Source organism: Rhodanobacter lycopersici, assembly GCF_040812335.1.
GTDB lineage: Bacteria > Pseudomonadota > Gammaproteobacteria > Xanthomonadales > Rhodanobacteraceae > Rhodanobacter_A > Rhodanobacter_A lycopersici.
Genome location: NZ_JBFOHK010000001.1, coordinates 1,492,655 through 1,513,642 on the forward strand (window position 1 = coordinate 1,492,655; position 20,988 = coordinate 1,513,642).

A 20,988-nucleotide genomic window follows, 5' to 3' on the forward strand; every position below is an offset into this window, starting at 1 on the left:
CGTCCTGAGCGTAGCTGCGAAGCAGCGGAGTCGAAGGACATCCAGCGGCGGCGCTTCGACTGCGTTCGCCGGCGCAAGCCACGCCCAGCGCGAACGGAGCCCGTGGGCAGCCGATAGAATGCCCGCATGATCAACAACGACGTACTGCGCAACGTGCGCTACATGCTGGACCTGCCCGACGGCAGGCTCGTGGCCATCGCCGCGCTGGCCGGGCTGACGGTGGCGCAGGCCGACTTCGACGCATTCCTGAAGAAGGACGACGAACCTGGCTACCGCGACTGTCCCGACAAGGTGATGGCGCATTTCCTCGATGGCCTGGTGGTGCACCTGCGCGGCCGTGACGACAGCCGGCCACCGCTGCCGGTGGCGAAGCGCGTCACCAACAACCTGGTGCTGAAAAAGCTGCGCGTGGCCTTCGAACTGCGCGACGACGACCTGCACGCGATCCTCGCCGCCGCGGGCTTCCCGTTGTCGAAATCGGAACTCAGCGCGCTGTTCCGCAAGCCCGAACATCCCAACTACCGCCCCTGCGGCGACCAGCTGCTGCGCCACTTCCTGCGCGGCCTCACCCAGCGCCTGCGCCATTGAAAAGCGCAGCCATGAATGGCTGCCCGTTTGATCTCGCGTTCAGGGATGATCGCAAAGATTATTGATGAGTGCGGCCATGGATGGCCGCCCGTTTGATTCCGCGATCAGGGATGATCGCAAAGGCCAAGGAGCACGCATGCTGTTCGATATCGTGTTCTACACCTTGGGCGCGCTGCTGATCATGGGCGGCCTGGTCGGCGCGATCCTGCCCTCGCTGCCTGGCGTGCCGATGATCTTCGGTGGCATCTGGCTGGTCGCCGCGGTGGACGACTACCGCCACCTCGGCCTGTGGTGGCTGCTGCTGATCGGCACGCTGGGCGCCGTGGCCGTGATCGTGGACTTCGTCGCCGGCACGCTGGGCGCCAAGCGCGTGGGCGCCAGCAAGCGTGCGCTGTGGGGCGCCTCGCTGGGCACCCTCGTCGGCATGTTCTTCGGCATCCCAGGCATCCTGCTCGGCCCGTTCATCGGCGCGCTGCTCGGCGAACTTTGCTCCGGCACCAGCGTGCTGCGTTCGGCCCACGTCGGCATCGGCACCTGGATCGGCCTGCTGCTCGGCACGCTGGTGAAGCTGGTGATCTCGCTGGTGATGATCGGGCTGTTCGGGCTGGCGATGCTGTTCGGCTAGGCTGCCGCAGGCAGCACGTACAGCAGCACCGCGAAGTAGTGCAGCACGCTGCCGGCGAGCACGAAGGCATGCCACAGCGTGTGCTGGTACGGCAGCCGGCGCCACAGGTAGAACGGCACGCCCAGGGTATAGGCCACGCCGCCGCCGATCAGCAGCGCCATGCCACCCGTCTGCAAATGGGCGGCCAGCGGCTTGAACGCCAGCATGCCGATCCAGCCCATGCCCACGTACAGCAGCACCGCCAGCTTGCGGTAGCGGCGAAACCAGCCCAGCTCCAGCACGCTGCCCACGAACGCCAGCGTCCACACCGCAGCGAACAGGCTCCAGCCCCACGTGCCCGGCAGGGCGATCAGGGTGAACGGAGTGTAGGTGCCGGCGATCAGCAGGTAGATCGCGATATGGTCCAGCGTGCGCAGCAGCGGCTTGGCCGCGGGCACGGGCACCGCGTGGTACAGCGTGGACGCGGTGTACAACAGGACCAGGGTGACGCCATATACCGCGCTTGCCGTCACCGCGCGTGCGTCGCCCCGCAGGGCCGCGAACGCCACCAGGGTGGCGAGGCCGCCGATGCTCAGCACGATGCCCAGGCCATGCAGCAGGCTGCTGGCGAGTTCGTCGCCGCGGCGGTAGCGCGGCGAGGCGGCGATGGCGGCGGTCATGGCGGCTTGGACAGGCAGGAGGGGCACCCCGCACCATAGCCGGAGCGGCCTCGCTTGCCTACCGCGGCATGGGGCACCCGATCGGCGCCCGCAAGCCCGGCCTTCACGCCGCCTCCATGCCGGCACGGCCACGCTATCCGGGCGGATGCCTCCCCATCCCCCTGTCATCCGCATTCCGCCCCGCTCACCGCGGGGCTATTTTTTTGCAGCCACCATTCGGGCCATCACTGGCGCGATGTCAGAACCTGTCGGGCACATGCCCCATGGACGCCCAGCCGTCCACTTGCACGGGCACAAACGCAGGCATACGCTGCAGCCGCGTCCGCGGCGGTCCCCACTGCACCGCGTGCAGCGTCGCCGACGCCACAACCCGAAAGCCGTCAGGAGGTCGCTCATGTCGTCCGCTAGCCTGGCTGTTGCTGCTCGTCCCCACCCCGATGCCGCGCGCGTCGCCGCGCTCAGTGCGGCCATCGCGCTCAACCTCGCGGCGTTGCTGATCCTCACTCGCCCTCTGGCGCCACAGGCATTGGCGCTGGTGGAGAAGCTGGATACGGCGGCACACGTGGTGCTCATCGAACCGCCACCACCCGTGCCGCAGCCGCCGGCCATCGAAATGAAGCCGCTGCCGCACCCGCCACCCATGCCGGTGCACGTGCAGCCGCGCCCCGACATCGCCCCGCCGGTGGTGACGCCCAGTACCGAAGGCACGCAGCCGATGCCGGTGGTGGCGCCGCCCAGCGCGACGCCAAACGATGCCGCCGACACCACCGCACCGGTCGAGGCCACCCTGGCCTACCGTTCGGCGCCGCTGCAGTTCCCGGTGCAGGCGCTGCGCCAGCGCATGCAGGGCACCGTGCTGCTGCGCGTGCTGGTGGACGAGACCGGCAAGCCGCTGCAGGTTGAAATCGAGCAAGGCAGCGGCCACGCCGTGCTCGATCGCAGCGCGCGCGAACAGGTGCTGGCGCACTGGCGCTTCCAGCCCGCGATGGTGAACGGCCACGCGGTGCGCGCGTGGGCGCGGGTGCCGGTGAACTTCGTGCTGCAAAACCTCTAGCGGATGATCCGCAGCGGAGCGGAAGGCCCGGCGACACGGATGTCGACCGGGCCCTTCCACGGCAATCGTGCGCGGCATCGCGCAGGTCGCAGCTTCGCAAGTATGTGCATGGCGCGCATGGTGCGGAAGTCATGCCGCGACAGCACGCCGTCTTACGGGCGTTTAACGGCACGCGTGCTCCACTTGGCCGCCGTTCCAAACGTCGAGCTCCGCATGGGCAAGTACGTGCACAGCTTGAAGACCTTGCGCAACATCGCGCTCGAACACGGTCGTGTCGAACATCCCGACCTGGCTTCGATGGCGCGCGAACTCGGCAGTGTGGTGCATCAGGATGCGTCCGCACTGTCCGCCCGACTGGCCTCGATGCACCGTCGCCAGCGCAACGCCGGCCGCTGGCTGCTGGCCGAGCGCCGGCAGCCGTCGCTGCGCGTGCTGGTGCGGGCCTGGCCGCCCGGCCAGCGCATGCCGCTGCTCGATCACGCCGACCGCTGGGGGTTGGAACTGCCCCTGCACGGCGCGCTGGAATGGCAGTCGTACCGCCGCGATCCGCACAACGGCGAACTGAATGCGCTGGGCCGCAACTGGCTGGGGCCGGGCGATGCCAGCTGGTTCGAGCGCGACGCGAATCTGGCGCACCGCTGCCGCAATCTGTCGCGGCACGACACCGCTTACACGCTGCACGTCTATGGCGGCGAACTGCCGGACCATCGCGCCGGCGAACCATGCGAGGATGTGTCCGCATGGTTCGCGCAGGTGCAACGCGGCACGTTCGCCGGCCAGCTGACGCCCTGACCTCCCGCTTCGGAGCAACGCATGCATCGACGTGTCGCCATCATCGGCGGCGGCGCCGCGGCCGCCGCGCTCCTCGGCGAGCTGCTGGAACGCCGGCCGCCGCACCCTCTTCACCTGGACTGGTACACCGGCGGCGGCGCGCTGGCGCGCGGCGTGGCCTACGCCACCCGCTCCGACCATCACCTGCTCAACGTGCGCGCGGCCTCGATGGGCATGTTCGCCGGCAAGCCGCAGGGCTTCCTCGACTTCATGCAGCGCGAGGATCCATCGGTCGCCGGCACCGACTTCCTGCCGCGCCGGTGCTACGGCGACTACCTCGAGGCCGAGGTGGCGCGTGCGATGGCGCTGGGCAAGGTGCACGGCCACGACGTGCAGGTCGTGCCGTTCGCCGCCGACGCCGTGGTGCCCGAGGCCGATGGCGTCACCGTGTTCCGCGGCGAGGAAACCCGCCGGGTGGATGCCGCGGTGCTGGCCATCGGCACCCTGCCGCCGCAGCCCCTGGCCGGCGTCGACGCGGAAGCACTGGCCAGCGGCCGCTATGTGGTCGATCCCTGGCCGCTGCTGGCTGCGCCGCCCGCCGTGGCACCCGCCCACGTGGCGGTGATCGGCCTGGGCCTCACCGCCGTCGACGTGCTGCTGGAACTGGCCGCGCGCTGGCCCGACACCCGCTTCACCGCCATCTCGCGCCACGGCCTGCTGCCCGAGCCGCACCTGCGCACCACCGCGCTGCCCAGTGGCGACAGCGCGGAACTGATCGAGGCGATGCTGGACGCCCCCGACGTGCATCGCTGGCTGCGCCTGCTGCGCGAGGCGATCGCGCAGGAAGAGGACTGGCGCAGCGTGATCGACAGCCTGCGTCCGCACATCCCGGCGCTGTGGGCCGAGCTGCCCATGGAGCAACGCACGCGCTTCCAGCGCCATGCACGCTGGGCCTGGGAGCGCGTGCGTCACCGCATGCCGCCGCCGGTGCATGCGAGCCTCGCCGCGCTGGAGCGCGACGGGCGCCTGCGTCGCCTGCGCGGCCACCTGCAAGCCGCCGATGTCGACGGCGACGGCCTGCGCCTAGAGCTGCGCCCCCACGGCGGTGGCGCGCTACAGGTACTGCAGGCGGGACTGGCGGTGCAATCGGTCGGCATGGATTTCGACGTGGCGCGCACTCCGCATCCGCTGATGCGCCAGCTGGTGGTCAACCGCCACGTGCTGCCCGATCCGCTGGGACTGGGCTGCCAGGCGACGCCGCATGGCCGGCTGCTGCACGAGGGCGGCGTCTGGCCGCGCCTGTTCGCCATCGGCAGCCTGTTGCGCGGTACGCTGTGGGAATCCACCGCGATGCCGGAAATCCGCCAGCAGGCGCGCGCCGTGGCCGACCAGTTGCTGGCGGAATAAGAGCCTGTTCATGCTCTCCAAGCACCCCGCGTTGTCATCGAGTGGCCGCCAGGTGGTAGTGCGTGGCGCAGCGCCTGCCTGGCTGGCAGGCCAAGCCGCGCGCTGCCGCATGGCGGCCACTCGATGGCAACCCTCCGGGCCGGGTCTGTTTGCCCGCATGCCTGCGTCATCACTCGGTCGTGGACGGACGTCCACTCCTTCGTTCTTCCTTGGCCTGCCTGCAAACAGCCTCCGGCGCGGGGCGCTTGGAGAGCATGAACAGGCTCCAAAAGCGCACAACCGGCCTTCATGACTCTCAGCCTGATCGGCTCTGTCATCCTGCTGCTGCACGTGCTCGGCGTCCTCGCCGCCGCACATGCACTGATGTACACGCGCACGCCGCAGGGCACGATCGCCTGGGTGCTGGTCCTGCTGCTGCTGCCCGAGCTCACCCTGCTGCCCTACCTGTTCCTCGGCGCCAGCCGCTTCCGCGGCTACCTCCACACCCACCACCGCGCGCTGCCACGCGAGCACCCTGTGACGGCGGGCGATGGCGAAGGGCGCTACGCCGCGCTGATGGCGATGCAGGGCCGGCCATTCCGCGCCGGCCATCGCCTGCGCCTGCTGATCGACGGCGATGCCACCTTCGAGGCGATCTTTGCCGCCATCGCCGAGGCGCGGCACACCCTGCTGGTGCAGTTCTTCATCTTCCACGACGACGGCCTGGGCCGGCGCATGCAGCAGGCGCTGCTGGAACGCGCGGCGGCCGGCGTGCGCGTGTGCGTGCTGTACGACGGCGTGGGCAGCCACGACCTGCCCCGCCACTACGTGGAAACGCTGCGCGCCGGCGGCGTGGCGATCCATCCCTTCGCCACCCACCGCTGGCGCAACCGCTTCCAGCTCAACTTCCGCAACCACCGCAAGATCGTGGTGGTGGACGGCGTGCGCGCTTTCATCGGCGGCCTCAACGTGGGCGACGAATACCTGGGCCTGAAACCGCCGCTGGCGCCGTGGCGCGACACCCACATGGAAATCCGCGGTCCCGCGGTGGCCGACCTGCAGCAGCTGTTCGCCGACGACTGGCAATGGATCACCGGCGCGCCGCCGCCGCTGCACCCGTCGCCCGCCGCCGACGGCGACGCCCGCGTGCTGACCATCGCCAGCGGCCCGGCCGACGCGCAGGAAACCGGCTCGCTGTTCTTCGTGGCCGCGATCAACGCGGCGCGCCGGCGCATCTGGCTCACCACGCCCTATTTCGTGCCCGACAGTGCGGTGCGCGCCGCGTTGCGTCTCGCCGTGTTGCGCGGGGTGGACGTACGCGTGCTGATCCCGGCGCGGCCGGACCACCGCACCGTATTCCTCGCCTCCACCCTGCACGCCCACCACGCGCTGCGCGCCGGCGTGCGCCTGTTCCGCTACCAGCCCGGCTTCGTGCACCAGAAGGTGGTGCTGGTCGACGACGAGTGCGCCGCAGTGGGCAGCATCAACCTCGACAGCCGCTCGTTCCGGCTCAACTTCGAGGCCACCGCGCTGGTGCTGGACCGCGACTTCGCCGCCCAGGTGGAAGCCATGCTGCGGGCCGACTTCGCCAGGTCACGCGAAGTGGAAAGCCGCGAATACCTCGATGCGCCCTACCTGCGCCGGGTGGCGATGCACGTGGCGCGGCTGTTCGACCCGCTGCTGTAGCAACGCGTAGGAGCGGCTTCAGCCGCGATGCTCTTCAGGTTTTTCAGACCCACGGCGAAGAGCATCGCGGCTGAAGCCGCTCCTACGGCTGCTCCTACATCCGCTGGCGCCAATGCCGGCCGCACAGCACCCAGGCCACGAACACGCCCAGCGCGACGCCAAGCAACTCGCACAGTGCGCGGGTGCCGATGCCATCCGGGTCGTGCACCTCGGCCAGCTTGGCCTTCAGCAGCTGCAGCGACTGCAGCCGCGCGTAGTTGAAATAGAACAGGTTCCACATGTCCTCGCGCGCGGTGAGCACCAGCGCCAGGAAATACGCCCAGCCGATCTGCTGTCCATCGCTCCAGCCGTTGCGACGGCCCAGCCGGTGGAACAGCAGGTACAGCACGAAGCCGGCCGCAAGGCTGATCGCGCCGGCTTCCACGCCGCCGACCCAGCCATAGCCCATCCACGATTGGTCGTAATTCATCGCGCCCCGTTCCTGCCCATGTCTTCCCGCATTATGCCTGCACGCTAGACTGGTGCTTCCCCATCGATCGCGCACAGGCTCGCCATGTCTTCCGCCATCAGTGAACGCACGGCCCTGATCGTGGTCGACATGCAGCCGGATTTCATGCCGGGTGGCGCGCTGGCCTGCCACGAGGGCGACGCGATCGTGCCCGGCATCGCCCGCCTGCTGCGCGCGCGCCGCTTCCGCCACGTGGTGGCCACCCAGGACTGGCATCCGGCGGGGCATGTCTCCTTCGCCAGTTCGCATCCCGGCACGCAACCGTTCGAACAGGTCGAGCTGCATGGCCAGCCGCAGACGCTGTGGCCGGACCATTGCGTGCAGGGCACACCGGGTGCGGCGCTGCATCCGGACATCGACTGGTCGGTGGCCGACCTGATCCTGCGCAAGGGTAGCGACCCGCAGGTAGATTCCTACAGCGGCTTTCGCGAGAACCACGGCCCGCACGGCAGCCGCCCCGCCACCGGCCTCGCCGGCTGGCTGCACGAACGCGGCGTGGAGGAAGTGCTGGTATGCGGCTTGGCGCGCGACGTCTGCGTGCTGTGGACCGCGCAGGATGCGGTGGCCGCGGGCTTCCGCGCCAGCCTGCTGTGGGAGCTGAGCCGCCCGGTGACGCCCGCCGGCGACGAGCCCACCCGCGCCGCGCTGGCGGCACGGGACATCGCGCTCGTCCGCCTCGACGACTGAGCACTCCTCAGGTTTCGTCCTCGCGCGCCGCCTGCACCCGCGGCACGCCGTCCGCGTCGAACGCCACCGCCAATGCAATGGGCCGGCAGCACACGGCGCAGTCCTCGATGTAGCACTGGTCCGCCACCGAGTCGTCCAGCGACAGCTCGATGATTTCGCCGCAATACGGGCAATCGATGCGATACGGCACAGGCATGGCATTCTTCGGCAGCCGCGATGCACGCAACCTGGCACAACCACCGTCTACGCAGCGCGTACACTGTCTGCCCCCTGCCCGATCTTTCCGGACGACAACGATGGCTGAACGCGAATTCCCGGATTACACCGTGCGCTCCGGCGCCAGCCTCGAAGGCTCGCGCTACACGGCCTGGCTGGCCGTGGTGCCGCACGGCCACGGCTTCCCGGTGTACTACGCGATCTGCGAGAACCGCAGCTTCCGCTACCAGGACGTGGCCGAACGCGCCGCCGATGACGCGCTGGCCGCGGTGCTGGCGCTGGAAGAGGACGGCGCGCCGGTATTCCCCGAGAACTACACCGGCTTCACGGATGAAGCGGGCGCCGATCCGGCCTGAGTCTCCGCCCAGCCTCGCGGCGTGACGATATCGAAGCCGTGCTCGCGCCGCGTGCGCCGCGCCAGCTTCAGCAGTTCGCGATCGCGGCTGAGCAGCCACTGCGCACCGCAGGCCAGGGCCAGTTCGAGGAACTTCTGGTCGTCGGGATCGGCGCAGCGCGGCAGGCGCAGCGCCGGAGGAACAAGCCGCCGCTCCGATGCCGGCAACCGGTGCATCTGCTCATCGAATGCGGCCATCGCCGCTTCGCGGCGCACCGCATCCAGCGCCAGTTGCGGATGGCCCAGCACCGCCAGCCACTCGGCGCGGCAGGCTTCGTCGGTCACCGCTTCCACCGCGCCGGTGCGCAACGCCTCGCGCAAGACCGCGCACTGCCCGTCGCCGAACACGAACAGGTCGAGGCAGACATTGGTGTCCAGCACCAGGCGCGGCGTTGTCGCCATCAAGCCGCGGCCAATGTGCCCAGCTGCACCAGCGCGGCGGGGATCTCCGCCGCGTTCGCCACCGTGCGCATGCGCGGCGCGTCACCGGCGTCCAGGCCGTTCTCCAGCTCGTGCGCCCAGGTCACGTGGTAGGGCATGTGCACGCCCCAGCCGCCGAGGCGCAGCACCGGCTCGATGTCCGAGCGCAGCGAGTTGCCCACCATCGCGAACTCGCTCGCCGCGATGTCGAACTCGTCGAGCAGGCGACGATAGGTGGCGGCGTCCTTCTCCGAGACGATCTCGATGCGGCGGAACAGCCCGGCCAGCCCCGACTCGGCCACCTTCTTCTCCTGATGGAACAGGTCGCCCTTGGTGATCAGCACCACCGCATGCCGCTCGGCCACCGCCGCCACCGCCTCGCGGATGCCGGGCAGCAGTTCCACCGGATGCTGCAGCACGCGCTTGCCGACCGCCACGAGGCGATGGATGTCCTGCGCGCTGATGCACCCTGCGCTGAGCGCGATCGCGGTTTCCACCATCGACAGCGTCATGCCCTTGGCGCCATAACCGAACAGTTTGAGGTTCTGCCGCTCGGTGGCCAGCATGCGCTCGTGCACCGCGCTGTCGGCGAGGTCGGCGTAGGCGCCCACGATGGCGGCGAACTCGGCGTTAGCATCGCGGTAATAGTCCTCGCTGCGCCACAGCGTGTCGTCACCGTCGAAACCGACCATCTTCAGCATGACTACCTCGCAGCGCTCACGTCGCGGACAGGAGCGGCATTGTCCGACAACGGGCGCGGCGCTGCATGCGCCGGACGGCCAGCCGCCGCGACATCGCCGTAACACGGCGCATGGCATATGCTCGTGGCATTGCGCCCCTCGCGGAGAGAACCCCATGCGCATCCATCTGTTGCTGCTGCCGCTGGCCCTCGCCGCCTGTGCCTCCACGCCGGCCGCCAGCAGCACCCGGGCGACGCCGGCGCGCCGCGCTGCACCCGGCACGGCATCGGGCGCCACCACGCCGGATGCCGCGCTGCTCAGCGGCTACCACTGGCAACTGACGCAGGCCACCGATCGCTACGGCCAGCGCATCGACGCGCTGTTCGTGCGCCCGGACAAACCGCTGCAACTGGATTTCGGCAGTGACCGCATCAGCGTGCGCAACAGCTGCAACGGCATGGGCGGCGGCTATCGCATCGTGAACGGGCAGCTCGTGGTCGGCCCGATGATGCACACCATGATGGCCTGCGCCAATTTCGCGCTGAACCGGCTGGACAGCCTGATCGGCGTACGCCTGAGCATCAGGCCCACGATCACCACCACGCGCAGCGGCGGCACCCCGCTGCTGCAATTGCGCACCACCGCCGGCGACACCCTGGTCTTCACCGGCATACCCACGCCCGAAACCCGCTACGGCGGCCCCGGCGTCACCGAGTACCTCGAAGTGGCGCCGCAGGCCGTGCCGTGCAACCACCCGCGGATGCCAAGCTCGCAATGCCTCGACGTGCGCGAAGTCCATTACGACGCGAACGGCCTCAAGACCAGCACGCCCGGCAACTGGCATCTGCTGCTGCAGCCGATCGAGGGCTACACGCACGAGCCCGGCGTGCACAACATACTGCGGGTGACGCGCTACACACTGAAGCATCGCCCCCCCGACACCCCGACGGCCGCCTACGTGCTGGACACCGTGATCGAGTCGGAACTCGTCCGGCACTAGGCCCGCTGAGGAGGCCCAGGCGTGGCGATCAGGCGCCCACGCGCCGCCGCACCGCCTCGAAATCGCGTATCGGCCGCACCTCGATGCAACCGGTCTGCGCCCATGGCAGCTCGGCGGCCATGCGCACCGCCTCCTCCATGCTGTCCGCCTCGACCAGGTTGAAGCCGGCAAGGTATTCCTTGGTCTCCGCGAACGGGCCGTCCAGTACCGTGGTCTTGCCCAGGCGGATGCGCACCGCCTTTGCGCTGGCCGGTGCTTCCAGCTGCTGTGCATCGATCAGCCGCCCCTCGGCGCGCAGCTCGTCCGCGTGCTTGATGCAGGCATGCATGCGCGTGTCGAACTCGCCCGGTGGCAGGGCGTCCAGCAAGGTGTCGTCGCTGTAGACCATCAGCAGGAATTTCATGGCGGGCTCGCGTCGCTATGGCGGGGAACGATCAGCCTATGCTGCATGGGGTGCCAATGCCAAGCCGCCGGAGGGGCATGCAGCGATCGCCGCCGGCCCGTCCGTATCGATGGCGGGAACATGGCGGATCCTGCCTAAGCCCAGCAGCACCAATAGATCTTCAAGTCGCGGATGCTGTAGCCACGGACCAGCTGCGAGAGCTCCACCAGCGTCTCCTGCAGGGTGTCCGTCTCGTACTCGCCTACATTTGGATCGAAGTAGCGGCAAACCCCATTCGGGTTGATGTGCGCCGCAATGGCGTGCCCGCTGGCGTCGGCGGAGTTGCCGAACTGGCCACGCAGCGAAATGTAGTAGTAGCCGGAGTGCTTGAATTCCGTACCCTGGTTCATCAGCACCTTGCATTGCTTCGCCATGCCGGTGTCGGCGCGGATCTTCTTGTCAGCCTCGTCGAAGCGGGTGAAGTCGTGCTCCCCTCGCTGCGCCCGGAACATCGCCTTGATGTCCGCCACCTGCTGGCCCGGGCCGGACATCCAGCTCCAGAAATCCACATGGTTCGCGGATTTGATGATCCACCAGATGCTCAGGCCGAAGCACACGCCATTGGATGTATCGGTGGCTTCGAAATCCTCGCGCTTGCTTGCGCCGACGCCGACCAGGTGCGACTTGACCTCGCCGGCGTACCAGCGGGCATCACCCGACTGCTTGTAAGCCCTGATTTCCCGCTTGGCCATGACTGCGCACCTCTGCTCCGGAAGCAACCGGCCGGCCTTGCCGGCCGACCGGCAGCACTGCATCAACATGCCCAGCGACGGCGCGACAGCCTGCCGTCAAAGGGAACACATGCATCGACGAAAGCCTGCAAACCCATCCCAAACCATCAGACAGCGCGACCGCCGGAAGCCAGCGCGTAGTCGATCGCCGCGCATATCGCCGCCGCCTGCGCATCATTGCACTGCGCGGGCGTGGCGCGCGGGCTGTCGGGATAGACCTCGGTGGTGGTCCTGTAGCGCGCGTCGGTGATACCGGCACACAGACCCAGCTTGCGGCAGTCGTATTCGATCACGCCATGCGCCACCACCGGCGAACCGATGATGGTGCCATCGGGATCGGCCGGCGCGATATGGGTGACCTTGGCCACCGCCGCGATGACCGCCTGCTGGAAAGCGGGTTCCGGCTGCGCGCTGTCCGCGCACAGGTAGAAACCGTCCGGGATGGTGCCCGGCTCGAACGGCTTGCCGTCGCGCGCCGCCAGTGCGGGACGGAACTCGCTCTCGTCGCTGTCGGTGGTCTCGTGCAGGTCGATGTGCGTGCGCGCCGTGTCGCGCAACGGTGCCAGCAGGCCCCACAGCGCCGCCGATTCCCGCGCGGGGCTGTGCTCGCGGAAATTGCGGTTGGGGTCCAGCGCATCGGGGTTCCAACGGTGGATGCGCTCGTAGCCCCAGGGACTGACGCAGGGCACGCACAGCAGGTTGATGCGGCCCGCGTAGCGCACCGCGTCGCGCTCGAGGAATTGCAGCGCGCCGTGCACGCCGCTGGTCTCGTAGCCGTGCACGCCGCCGGTCACCAGCATCACGGGCAGTGCCGTATTCCAGTCGCGGCTGCGCACGGCATAGAGCGGATAGCTGTCCGGCGCGTATTCCAAGCGGCCGTATTCGCCGACATCGAAGTGCGCGCGCAGCGCCTCGATGCGACCCTGCACCTCGTCCGCGTAGCTGCGCCTGCGCGTCTGGCGGCCGCGCCAGGCGGCGACCTCGGCCGGGCCCCAGGGGATGCCGGGGGTGCCGATGGGGTAGATGGCGCTGCTGCTCATGGGAGGACTCCACGCGGGGGACGGGCCGGTCACTTTAGCACCGGCTTCGCGTTGTCCCTTTTGTCGCGGAACAAGGTTGGAGTGAGAGCGTGGCCTCGCGGGAGTCTTGGAGACTGTTCACGATCTCCGCATGGCCCACGGATGCCAAGCTGTAGGAGCGCGCCCTGTGCGCGAATGCTCTATTGCTCCGGTCCGCAAATAGGATGCGCGCACCGTTCGTCCTGAGCGTAGCAAAGCGGAATCGAAGGACACGGGATGAAACCATTTGGGGCCGGAGCAATGATGCTTCGATCAGGCATCAAAGCCATCGCGCACAGGGTGCGCTCCTACCCGGCCCGGGCCACACGGAGATATTGAACAGGCTCTTACAACGAAGCGCTGCTGTGTGCGCATCGCACCAGCGCTACCGCAACCCGGCTCGCCTGCGGCGCCCTTTCGGACGCCTGCCGGCGCCCGAGCCACTTTTCTGTGCTGGCCCACAGCGAAGTAACCAAGAGAAATGGCCTGATTCAATCCGCCGGAATTACAAGCAGGCTGTGTTGAGGATCCTGGAGCCATGCCCGCCTATGCGATAAACGGTGCGGCCACAACGCGCCGTATCTGATGACCGAGGCAAACAAGCAGCAGCCACCCGGTGCGTGTGGCATCGCCCTGCGCCTCACTGGCACGCCGTCACGCCACCGCGATCAAGCGCCGCAGCAACGCCTGGCCCTGCGGCCACTCGCCGAACCCGCTGGCTGCATTGATGTGGCCGGCGTCGCCGATGTCGACCAGTTCGCTGCCCCACGCCGCGGCGCAGGCCTGCGACCAGGCGAACCTGGCATAGGGATCGTTGCGGCTCGCCACCACGATGCTGCGGAACGGCAGCGGCCGCCGCGTGACGACGAAGCCCTCGGCTTCGACGGGAAAGGCCGGCCCCGCGGGGTCGGGCACGGCCACCAGCAAGGCGGCCTTGATGCGCAGCTTCGTGGCGGCCGCCCAGTGCGTCGCCAGCAGGGCCCCCAGGCTGTGCGCCACCAGCACGGCACCGGCACCGGCACCGGCTACCGCCTGCTCGAGCGCGATCGCCCATTCGGCGCACACCGGGTGGTCCCAGTCGCGCTGGATCACCCGGCGGAAGACGGGATTCCGTGCCTCCCACAGGGTTTGCCAATGCTGCGGCCCGGAGTCGCCGATGCCGGGCAGCATGAGCACCGACGTGCCCGTCCTGCCCGCGCTGCTCATCATCGGGTCGGCGTGCTTACTTGCCGGTTCCGCTCGGCGCCGGTTCCAGGTTGAAGTTGAGCGTGGTGATCTTCGCGTCCAGGCCGCGGATCACCTCGCCGGTAAGGTCATTGGTGATGTTGCCGCCCAGCACCGCGTCGCGGTTCAGCAGCAGGCCGCAACGGTGGCTGTTGTAGGCGCTCTCGACCAGGGGTTGCGCCTGCTGGCCGATATCCTGCATCACCTTGCCGCGGGTCAGCTGGATGCGCTGGTCGAGCTGGTTCACCTGGCCCTGGAACGCCTGCATGCGCTGCTGCAGCGCCTGGCCCTGCTGCTGGCGCTGCGCCTCGGTAAGCGTGGACGACTTCTGCTGGAAGGCCTGGATCTCGGCGTCCAGCGGCTTGCGCTGGCTTTCCAGCAGCGACTGCTGCTGCGTCGCCAGCTGCTTCAGCCGCTCGCTCGCCGCCTGCCCCACCTTGGACGCGCCAAACACCTCCTCGCGCGAAAGCATGCACACGCCCGGCACCGGGTTGCCGCCCAGCGCGGTGCTGGCAACCGGGGTGGTGGCGGCCTGCGCCGGCGTCACGGGGGCAAGGGAAAGGCCAGCGGTGGCGGCCAGTGCAGCGACGAGCAGGGAGCGATGCATGTTCATGGAAGGTATCCGTTGGCAGGGTTCGAGGATCCCGCGGGCCACTGACGGCCCACGGCAACGCCCCATCCTACTAGCGACAAGCTGTCTGCTGAATGGCCCTGCCGGCACGGCGCTCAGCCCGTTTCCGCCCGTGCCGCCTCGTGCGCCCCGAAGAAACGTGCGTAGAGCACCACGTACGCACACTGGAACGCCGCGCCGATCACGAACGGCAAGCTGAGGTAGCCCGCATGGAACAAGGCACCAGCCAACACTGGCCCGGCCGCCCGCGGAACCTGCATCGAAATGCTCTGCAGGCTGCTCGCCAGGCCACGGCGACTATCGCCAGTCAATCCGGTGGCCAGCGCCTGGCGCACGCCGGCGGTGCCGCGGTTGAACGCGCCACGCAGGGCATACAGCAGCATCGCCAGCCAGAACCAGGGCGCCAGCGGCATCAGCAGCAACAGCACGATGCCCGTCGCGCGCATCAGCACCACCGAGCGCACCACGCCGGCCCGTACCGCCAGCCGCCCGGCGAGCAACGAACCGGCCGCCCCGAGCAGGAACCCCAGGGCCATGCCCGGGCCGATCTCCGCCAGGCCATGATGGAACTTGAGCGCGAACCAGTACGCCACCAGCGGCCCGACCATGCCGACGCCAAAACCGTTGAGCGCGTTCACCAGCACCAGCCGCAGCAGCAGACCGTTCTCCCGCCGGCGTACGGTCAGCTGCGCGGCCGGGTCCGGCACCGATGCGGGCAACGCGATCTCCCGCGTGGCCAGCAGCAATCCCAGGCTGACCAGCGAACCGAGCAGGGGCAGCGCGAACAGCAGGCGGTAATCGCCCGGCGTCATGGCATGACCGGACAGCCACGGCGGCAGCGCAGCCAGCAATGCCCCACCCGCCATGCCGAAGAAGCCCACTGCGGTGTTGAAGCTGAATACCCGGCCGCGCCGCGCCATCGGCAACTCGTGCGACAGCCACGCCTGTTCCACCGGCGAGAACGGTCCCGCCGCGCCATTGGCCCCGCGCCCGAAGCCGCCCATGACCGCCGCCACGGTCAGCAGCCATGGCAGCGTGGTCGCCATCGCTACCAGCGCCACTGCGACCTGCAGCAGTTCATAGCCGAGCAGGAACCGCCGCCGATGCCCGCGATCGCTGAGCGGACCCACGACCAGGGTGAGCACGCTGCCCGCCAGGAGCGCCCCCATCAGCACCGCACCGATCGTCGTGCCGGCCCAGCCCAGCGCATGCAGATACAGCGCGAACGCCGCCACCATCGCCCCCTGCCCGAAGCTGCGCGCGGCGCGGGTGCCGATCAGCAGGCGGACATTGCGCGGCAAGGATGGGCGGGAAGCTGTTCCGCGTAAAAGCATGCGTCGGTCCCGCGTTGGACAAGTCTCCGGAAAATACCGGGAAAACGCCCCCGGCATCTTTTCCTCGCGCACCGCTCATCCTGAGCGCAGGCCCGAGGGGCCGCACGCGGGGAATGGCGGCGCTTCGACTCCGCCCGCTGCGCGGGCTGCGCTCAGCACGAACGGTGGGAAGCCGGGAGCGCCATCGGAACCATCGCGGCTTCCGCTACCTGCAGTGCTGCAGTTGCACGCCGTACTCGCGGGCGACGCGGTCGACCTCATCGGCGGTCTGCAGCAGGTGGCGATCATGCCGCCAATGCCCGCTGCGATAACCGCCGATGCCCTCGTGGTAGGCCAGGTACAAATGCCTTGGATCCCACTTGGAGATGCCCAGTTCGCGATGGATGCGGTCGGTGTACCAGCCGAGGAAATCGAGCGAGTCGTCCATGCTCTTGCGGCTCTTGAACCAGCGGCCGTTCTCCTTCAGGTACTCCCGCCATACCGGGTCCTGCGCCTGCGCGTAACCGTAGGCGCTGGACCGGCGCGGCAACGGGATGAACAGGAAGTGCGGCCGTCCCGGGCGGACCTTCTCGCGGAAACCGGACTCCCGCCGCACGAACGCCATCAGTACATTGACCGGGGTACCCCAGCGCTTCTGCGCCGCGCGGGCATCGCGGTACCAGCCCGGGTACTGGTCAAAAACCTGACAGATGTTCTGGCTGTTGCGCGGCGGCGCGGTGGCGCAGCCGCCCAGGGCCAGCAGGCCGACGGCCAAAAGAACCAGACCGAGGCGCCGGACCGTTCGATGCAGCGAAATTGTCCCCGACACCATTTTTGCGCCCCCTGGATTATTTGCCCGGTTTCGGGAAATGTGGGATTACATCAGAACCCAACCCCGGTTCCACATCAAACACGTGAGCCCGCATCCGTTCTCCATGGCCCTGCGCTGGATCGCCTGCCTGCTGCTCCTGCCGAGCGCCGGCGCGTGGGCCGGCGGCCCCGTCGCCACGGTGCGCGTCGCCTTCGACCGCAACGGCATCACCGCCATCCGCGTGCACGGCTATGCCGACAAGGCCACCGGCCGCAAGGTCAGCGCCGACGACCCGGTGCGCGTCGCCTCGATCTCCAAGATGGTCACCACCCTGGGCGTGATGCGGCTGGTGGAGGCGGGCAAGCTCGACCTGGATGCGGATGCATCCACCCTGCTCGGCTGGCGGCTGCGCAACCCGGCCTTCCCGCAGGTGCCGATCACCCTGCGCATGCTGCTGTCGCACCGCTCCAGCCTCACCGACGCCGCCGGCTACTGGCAGACGCCGCTGGGCGGCAAGCTGCGCGACATCGTCATGGACCCGCGCGCCTGGGACACGAAACACGCACCGGGCAGCTACTTCCACTACACCAACCTCAACTTCCCGCTGGTAGCACAGATCATGGAGCGCGCCACCGGCGAGCGCTTCGACCAGCTGATGGCGCGGCTGGTGCTACGCCCGCTGGGCATAGCCGCCTGCTTCAACTGGGCGCTGTGCAGCGACGCCACCGCGGCCCGCGCGGTGGTGCTGTACGACGCCGACGGCCAGCCGGTGAAGGACAACAACCACGGCCGCAAGCCCGCCTGCCCGGTGACGCCGGCCAGCGACGGCAGCTGCGACCTGTCACGCTGGCGCGTCGGCACCAACGGCGCGCTGTTCTCGCCACAAGGCGGCCTGCGCATTTCTGCCAAGGGCCTCGCGCGCATCGGCGAGCTGCTGCTCGGCAACGGCAGCGTCGACGGCAGGCGCCTGCTCAAGCCGAGTTCCATCCAGGCGATGATCACCCCGGAGTGGCAATACCGCCCCGGTGGCGGCCTGACCTGGGAGGAAGACGGCGGCGACGTCGATCAAGGCTTCTTCTGCCGTTACGGCCTCGCCGTGCAGACGCTGGCCACGCCGGTGCAAGGCTGCCGCGACGACCCGTTCGGCGACGGCGTGGCGCGCGTGGGCCACTCCGGCTCCGCCTACGGGCTGCAGGCCGGGTTGTGGGTGGACCGCAAGCGCGGCACGGGTGTGGTGTGGTTCGCCACCGGCATGCCGGACGAGCGGCTGGGCGGGAAGTCGGCGTTCAGTGCGGTGGAGGAGTCGCTGGCGCGCTAAACCGTCTGACCCCACTTCTTTCGGGAGCGCCCCAAAAATATCCCTGGCACCTTTCGACCCTACCTGCAGCGCTGCAGCTGGGCGCCGTACTCGCGAGCGAGGCGGTCGACGGTATCGGCGGTCTGCAGCAGGTGGCGATCATGCCGCCACTGGCCGCTGCGCCTGCGCGTAGCCATAGGCGCTGGACCGGCGCGGCAGCGGGATGAACAGGAAGTGCGGCCGGGCAGGCTTGGCCTTCTCGCGGAAATCGGACTCCCGCCGCACGAACGCCATCAGCACATTGACCGGGATACCCCAGCGCTTCTGTATCGCACGGGCATCGCGGTACCGGCCCGGGTACTGGTCGAAGACCTGGCAGATGTTCTGGCTGTTGCGCGGCGGCGCGGTGGCACAGCCGCCCAGGGCCAGCAGGCCTGCCACAAGAAAAGCCAGGCCGAGATGTCGTACTGTTCGATGCACCGGAATTGCCCCTGACATCCTTTATCTTCCGCGAGGATCAAGCCATGCGCATCGCCAGCATAGGGCATGCCGTGTTTGCGGCGACCCTGATCGCCCTCGGCCTGCTGGGCCTGATCGGGGGCGGATTCACCGTGATATGGCAGCCGGTGTTCGATCATGTACCAGCCGCAAGGCTCCTGGCCTATCTCTGCGCCGTGGTTTCGCTGGCGTGCGGCCTCGGCCTGCTCTGGCCACGCTCGACCTCGCTGGCCGCGCGCGTGCTGTTCTTCTACGCGCTGCTGTGGCTGCTGGTGTTCAAGCTGCCGCTGATCGCCCGGGCGCCTCTCACGGAAGGCTCGTACCAATACTGCGGCGAGATGGCGGTGATCGTGGCGGCCACATGGGTACTGCATGCATGGTTCGCCACCGACGCAGACCGGCGCCGGCTCGGCTTCGCCGTCGGCGACCGGGGCCTGCGCATGGCACGCGTGCTCTATGGCCTGGCGCTGATCGCCTTCGGCTTCTCGCACTACGTCTATCTCAGCCTCACCGCCCCGCTGATTCCCCACTGGCTGCACGCACCGGTGTTCTGGGCCTACTTCACCGGCGCCGCCTACCTTGCCGCCGGCGCGGCGATCCTCCTCAACCTGCTCGCCCGGCTGGCCGCCACCCTCTCGGCCCTGATGATGGGCCTGTTCCTGCTGTTGATCTGGCTGCCCATGGTCGCCGCCGGCCATGTCAGCGCCTTCAACTGGGGCGAGACGTATGCGACCTGGGTGCTGACGGCGGCGGCATGGGTGGTGGCGGATTCGTATCGCGGGGTGCGCTGGCTTGGGCTCCATAAGTGAACCTGCCACCGTTGCCCAAGACATCCGAATCGACACCTCCGACCATGCCGCCGATCGACTCGACACAACGCAAGCTGTTCATCGGCATCGCCGCGGCGACGCTGCTGGCCCTGGTCATCGTGATCGCCGACCTGGCGGGCGGCGGCCGCCCCGATCCGCCGGCGCTGCGCGCTGCCGCCAGCCTGCTCGATGGCTCCTGGCGCTTCCATGTCGGCGACGACCCGCGCTGGGCGGACGCCGCTACGGACGACAGCGACTGGGAGACGGTCGACATGACCGCCCCGCCGGGCAGCCACGACGGCGACGTGGGCCTGCCCGATTACGTGGGCGGCTGGATGGCGCACGGTCATCCCGGCTACCACGGCTACGCCTGGTACCGGCGCGTGGTGACGGTGCCGGCCGGACACGCGTCGTGGGACATCCTCGGGCCGACCCTCGTCGAGGACGGCTACGAGCTGTACTGGAACGGCCGGTTGCTGGGCGGTTCGGGCCGGCTCGGCCCGAACCCGCGTGTCGTCGGCACGCGGCCGCTGCAGTTCGCCCTTCCACCCGATGCGGCAGGCACCCGTGGCGTGCTCGCCGTGCGCACCTACATGGATCCGAGTTCGGCGGGCAGCGCCGACGGCGGCGGCATGCACACCGCGCCCATCCTGGCGCCGCGGCCGACCAGCGCTGCGCTCCATCGCGTGCAGTGGCAGCGGACCATCGCCGGCTACATCGTCGAGGTGGTCGAGCCGATCGCCATGCTGGCACTCATCGGCCTGGCGCTCGCGTATTGGTCGCGCAGCATTCGCAAGGGCTTCCTGGCTTTCGCCAGCATCGCGCTCGCACTGATGGCAGCCCGGCGCCTCAACAATGCCATCACCGCATGGACCGACCTGCAAAGCGTGGCCACCTACGCGTGGCTGGCGTCGGTGATGTGGATACCGACGGTGGCCACCTGGACATGGGCATGGAACCGCTGGTGCCCGCGTCCGTGGCGCAGTATCGACGTTGCAGCGCTGACACTGGCGGTCGCCGGAATCATCGGCGTCGCGATCCACTCGACAATGTGGACAAGCATCAGCCGGCTCGGATCAATCGCGCTGTTTGTCGTGATCGGCGCGCACATGGTCCGCAGCGGCCCGATGCGGATCCTGGCGCTCGCCACGTTGGCCTCGGTCGTGGTCGCGCTGTTCGGCGGCGAGCTGCTCGACACGATCGGCGTGTCAGACATCTGGTTTCCGTTCGGCATCGGCGTGTCGCGGACGCAGTACGTCTACGCGATTGCCATTCCGCTGCTGGCTTTTCTGATCGTGCGGACCTTGGCTATCGGCAGGACAAGCGCTCAGGTGAAAAGCCGGATTTAGTGAAACGGAAGAGGAGCAGGCGTACTAACAGGCTGTCGAGAAACCTCAGCGCGCCGCCGCGGTCATAGACGCTCTCAATCACTGACCGCCTGATCCGATGCGCAGCCCCGACGTCCAGCAGCTTGGCATGTTTTCGTATGTATCGGTCGAG

Annotated in this window: 25 protein-coding genes; 12 read left to right on the plus strand and 13 right to left on the minus strand. The window is 68.8% G+C overall.

Translation table 11 applies throughout. The annotated features are described in order from the left end of the window. Positions 1-126 precede the first annotated feature (126 nt). Both ABQJ54_RS06885 and ABQJ54_RS06890 read left to right on the plus strand, forming a co-directional pair. Positions 127-588 carry a YehS family protein gene (locus ABQJ54_RS06885; protein ID WP_367853508.1) on the plus strand — a complete coding sequence of 154 codons (462 nt, stop codon included), beginning with the start codon at positions 127-129 and terminating at the stop codon, positions 586-588. Between the two features lie 136 nt (positions 589-724). Further along, positions 725-1,213, plus strand: coding sequence for a DUF456 domain-containing protein (locus ABQJ54_RS06890; RefSeq protein ID WP_367853509.1), 489 nt, complete (start codon positions 725-727; stop codon positions 1,211-1,213). Here ABQJ54_RS06890 and trhA read toward each other — a convergent pair. Further along, positions 1,210-1,872, minus strand: a complete 663-nt coding sequence (gene trhA / locus ABQJ54_RS06895; protein WP_367853510.1) for a PAQR family membrane homeostasis protein TrhA — start codon at positions 1,870-1,872, stop codon at positions 1,210-1,212. The two genes, ABQJ54_RS06890 and trhA, sit on opposite strands and share 4 nt — an antisense overlap. Positions 1,873-2,266: 394 nt before the next feature. Between trhA and ABQJ54_RS06900 the strand changes: the two genes are divergently transcribed. The 4 genes from ABQJ54_RS06900 (at position 2,267) to cls (ending at position 6,769) form a co-directional block, all read left to right on the plus strand. Next, the gene (locus ABQJ54_RS06900; RefSeq protein WP_367853511.1) at positions 2,267-2,926 is read left to right on the plus strand and encodes an energy transducer TonB; all 660 of its coding nucleotides are present in this window, start codon (positions 2,267-2,269) and stop codon (positions 2,924-2,926) included. A gap of 213 nt (positions 2,927-3,139) precedes the next feature. Further along, the gene (locus ABQJ54_RS06905; protein ID WP_367853512.1) at positions 3,140-3,718 is read left to right on the plus strand and encodes a cupin domain-containing protein; all 579 of its coding nucleotides are present in this window, start codon (positions 3,140-3,142) and stop codon (positions 3,716-3,718) included. 21 nt (positions 3,719-3,739) lie between these two features. Then, a complete protein-coding gene (locus tag ABQJ54_RS06910) occupies positions 3,740-5,104 on the plus strand; it encodes an FAD/NAD(P)-binding protein (RefSeq protein WP_367853513.1) in 1,365 nt (454 codons plus the stop codon). Positions 5,105-5,392: 288 nt separating this feature from the next. Continuing rightward, a complete protein-coding gene (cls, locus tag ABQJ54_RS06915) occupies positions 5,393-6,769 on the plus strand; it encodes a cardiolipin synthase (protein ID WP_367853514.1) in 1,377 nt (458 codons plus the stop codon). 94 nt (positions 6,770-6,863) lie between these two features. On the opposite strand, the gene ABQJ54_RS06920 is transcribed toward cls, so the two are convergent. Continuing rightward, positions 6,864-7,238: a hypothetical protein gene (locus ABQJ54_RS06920; RefSeq protein WP_367853515.1), complete on the minus strand. Its 375-nt coding sequence runs from the start codon at positions 7,236-7,238 to the stop codon at positions 6,864-6,866. 84 nt (positions 7,239-7,322) lie between these two features. Here ABQJ54_RS06920 and pncA point away from each other — a divergent pair, with 84 nt between their 5' ends. Next, positions 7,323-7,964: a bifunctional nicotinamidase/pyrazinamidase gene (pncA, locus tag ABQJ54_RS06925; RefSeq protein ID WP_367853516.1), complete on the plus strand. Its 642-nt coding sequence runs from the start codon at positions 7,323-7,325 to the stop codon at positions 7,962-7,964. Between the two features lie 7 nt (positions 7,965-7,971). On the opposite strand, the gene ABQJ54_RS06930 is transcribed toward pncA, so the two are convergent. After that, positions 7,972-8,160: a CPXCG motif-containing cysteine-rich protein gene (locus ABQJ54_RS06930; protein WP_367853517.1), complete on the minus strand. Its 189-nt coding sequence runs from the start codon at positions 8,158-8,160 to the stop codon at positions 7,972-7,974. Positions 8,161-8,260: 100 nt separating this feature from the next. On the opposite strand from ABQJ54_RS06930, the gene ABQJ54_RS06935 reads away from it, so the two are divergent. Continuing rightward, positions 8,261-8,536: a hypothetical protein gene (locus tag ABQJ54_RS06935; protein WP_367853518.1), complete on the plus strand. Its 276-nt coding sequence runs from the start codon at positions 8,261-8,263 to the stop codon at positions 8,534-8,536. Here ABQJ54_RS06935 and ABQJ54_RS06940 read toward each other — a convergent pair. Further along, positions 8,494-8,976 carry a putative toxin-antitoxin system toxin component, PIN family gene (locus ABQJ54_RS06940; protein ID WP_367853519.1) on the minus strand — a complete coding sequence of 161 codons (483 nt, stop codon included), beginning with the start codon at positions 8,974-8,976 and terminating at the stop codon, positions 8,494-8,496. The two genes, ABQJ54_RS06935 and ABQJ54_RS06940, sit on opposite strands and share 43 nt — an antisense overlap. Then, a complete protein-coding gene (locus tag ABQJ54_RS06945; RefSeq protein ID WP_367853520.1) occupies positions 8,976-9,695 on the minus strand; it encodes an HAD family hydrolase in 720 nt (239 codons plus the stop codon). The genes ABQJ54_RS06940 and ABQJ54_RS06945 overlap by 1 nt, the downstream gene beginning before the upstream one ends. Before the next feature lie 154 nt (positions 9,696-9,849). Here ABQJ54_RS06945 and ABQJ54_RS06950 point away from each other — a divergent pair, with 154 nt between their 5' ends. Further along, positions 9,850-10,674, plus strand: a complete 825-nt coding sequence (locus tag ABQJ54_RS06950) for a DUF4377 domain-containing protein (RefSeq protein ID WP_367853521.1) — start codon at positions 9,850-9,852, stop codon at positions 10,672-10,674. 28 nt (positions 10,675-10,702) lie between these two features. Here the strand turns inward: ABQJ54_RS06950 and ABQJ54_RS06955 are convergent, their stop codons facing one another. The 7 genes from ABQJ54_RS06955 to ABQJ54_RS06985 form a co-directional block, all read right to left on the minus strand. Then, complete coding sequence (locus ABQJ54_RS06955; RefSeq protein WP_367853522.1) at positions 10,703-11,077, minus strand: YciI family protein; 375 nt, start codon at positions 11,075-11,077, stop codon at positions 10,703-10,705. Between the two features lie 134 nt (positions 11,078-11,211). After that, positions 11,212-11,808, minus strand: a complete 597-nt coding sequence (locus tag ABQJ54_RS06960; protein WP_367853523.1) for a YopT-type cysteine protease domain-containing protein — start codon at positions 11,806-11,808, stop codon at positions 11,212-11,214. Between the two features lie 146 nt (positions 11,809-11,954). Next, a complete protein-coding gene (locus ABQJ54_RS06965; protein ID WP_367853524.1) occupies positions 11,955-12,887 on the minus strand; it encodes a M14 family metallopeptidase in 933 nt (310 codons plus the stop codon). Positions 12,888-13,559: 672 nt separating this feature from the next. Beyond that, on the minus strand, positions 13,560-14,075 hold the full coding sequence (locus ABQJ54_RS06970) for an RBBP9/YdeN family alpha/beta hydrolase (RefSeq protein WP_367853579.1): 516 nt from the start codon (positions 14,073-14,075) through the stop codon (positions 13,560-13,562). A 52-nt stretch (positions 14,076-14,127) separates the two neighbouring features. Next, positions 14,128-14,742, minus strand: coding sequence for an OmpH/Skp family outer membrane protein (locus ABQJ54_RS06975; protein WP_367853525.1), 615 nt, complete (start codon positions 14,740-14,742; stop codon positions 14,128-14,130). A gap of 113 nt (positions 14,743-14,855) precedes the next feature. Next, on the minus strand, positions 14,856-16,061 hold the full coding sequence (locus tag ABQJ54_RS06980) for an MFS transporter (RefSeq protein WP_367853526.1): 1,206 nt from the start codon (positions 16,059-16,061) through the stop codon (positions 14,856-14,858). Between the two features lie 238 nt (positions 16,062-16,299). Continuing rightward, a complete protein-coding gene (locus ABQJ54_RS06985) occupies positions 16,300-16,848 on the minus strand; it encodes a transglycosylase SLT domain-containing protein (RefSeq protein WP_367853527.1) in 549 nt (182 codons plus the stop codon). A 139-nt stretch (positions 16,849-16,987) separates the two neighbouring features. Here ABQJ54_RS06985 and ABQJ54_RS06990 point away from each other — a divergent pair, with 139 nt between their 5' ends. Beyond that, positions 16,988-18,202, plus strand: a complete 1,215-nt coding sequence (locus tag ABQJ54_RS06990) for a serine hydrolase domain-containing protein (protein WP_367853528.1) — start codon at positions 16,988-16,990, stop codon at positions 18,200-18,202. A 138-nt stretch (positions 18,203-18,340) separates the two neighbouring features. Here the strand turns inward: ABQJ54_RS06990 and ABQJ54_RS06995 are convergent, their stop codons facing one another. Beyond that, entirely contained in the window at positions 18,341-18,622 is a 282-nt protein-coding gene (locus ABQJ54_RS06995; RefSeq protein ID WP_367853529.1) for a transglycosylase SLT domain-containing protein, read from the minus strand. 83 nt (positions 18,623-18,705) lie between these two features. On the opposite strand from ABQJ54_RS06995, the gene ABQJ54_RS07000 reads away from it, so the two are divergent. Together ABQJ54_RS07000 and ABQJ54_RS07005 are read left to right on the plus strand one after the other, a co-directional pair. After that, the gene (locus ABQJ54_RS07000; RefSeq protein WP_367853530.1) at positions 18,706-19,488 is read left to right on the plus strand and encodes a hypothetical protein; all 783 of its coding nucleotides are present in this window, start codon (positions 18,706-18,708) and stop codon (positions 19,486-19,488) included. A 44-nt stretch (positions 19,489-19,532) separates the two neighbouring features. After that, positions 19,533-20,837 carry a glycoside hydrolase family 2 gene (locus tag ABQJ54_RS07005; protein ID WP_367853531.1) on the plus strand — a complete coding sequence of 435 codons (1,305 nt, stop codon included), beginning with the start codon at positions 19,533-19,535 and terminating at the stop codon, positions 20,835-20,837. Positions 20,838-20,988: the final 151 nt, after the last annotated feature.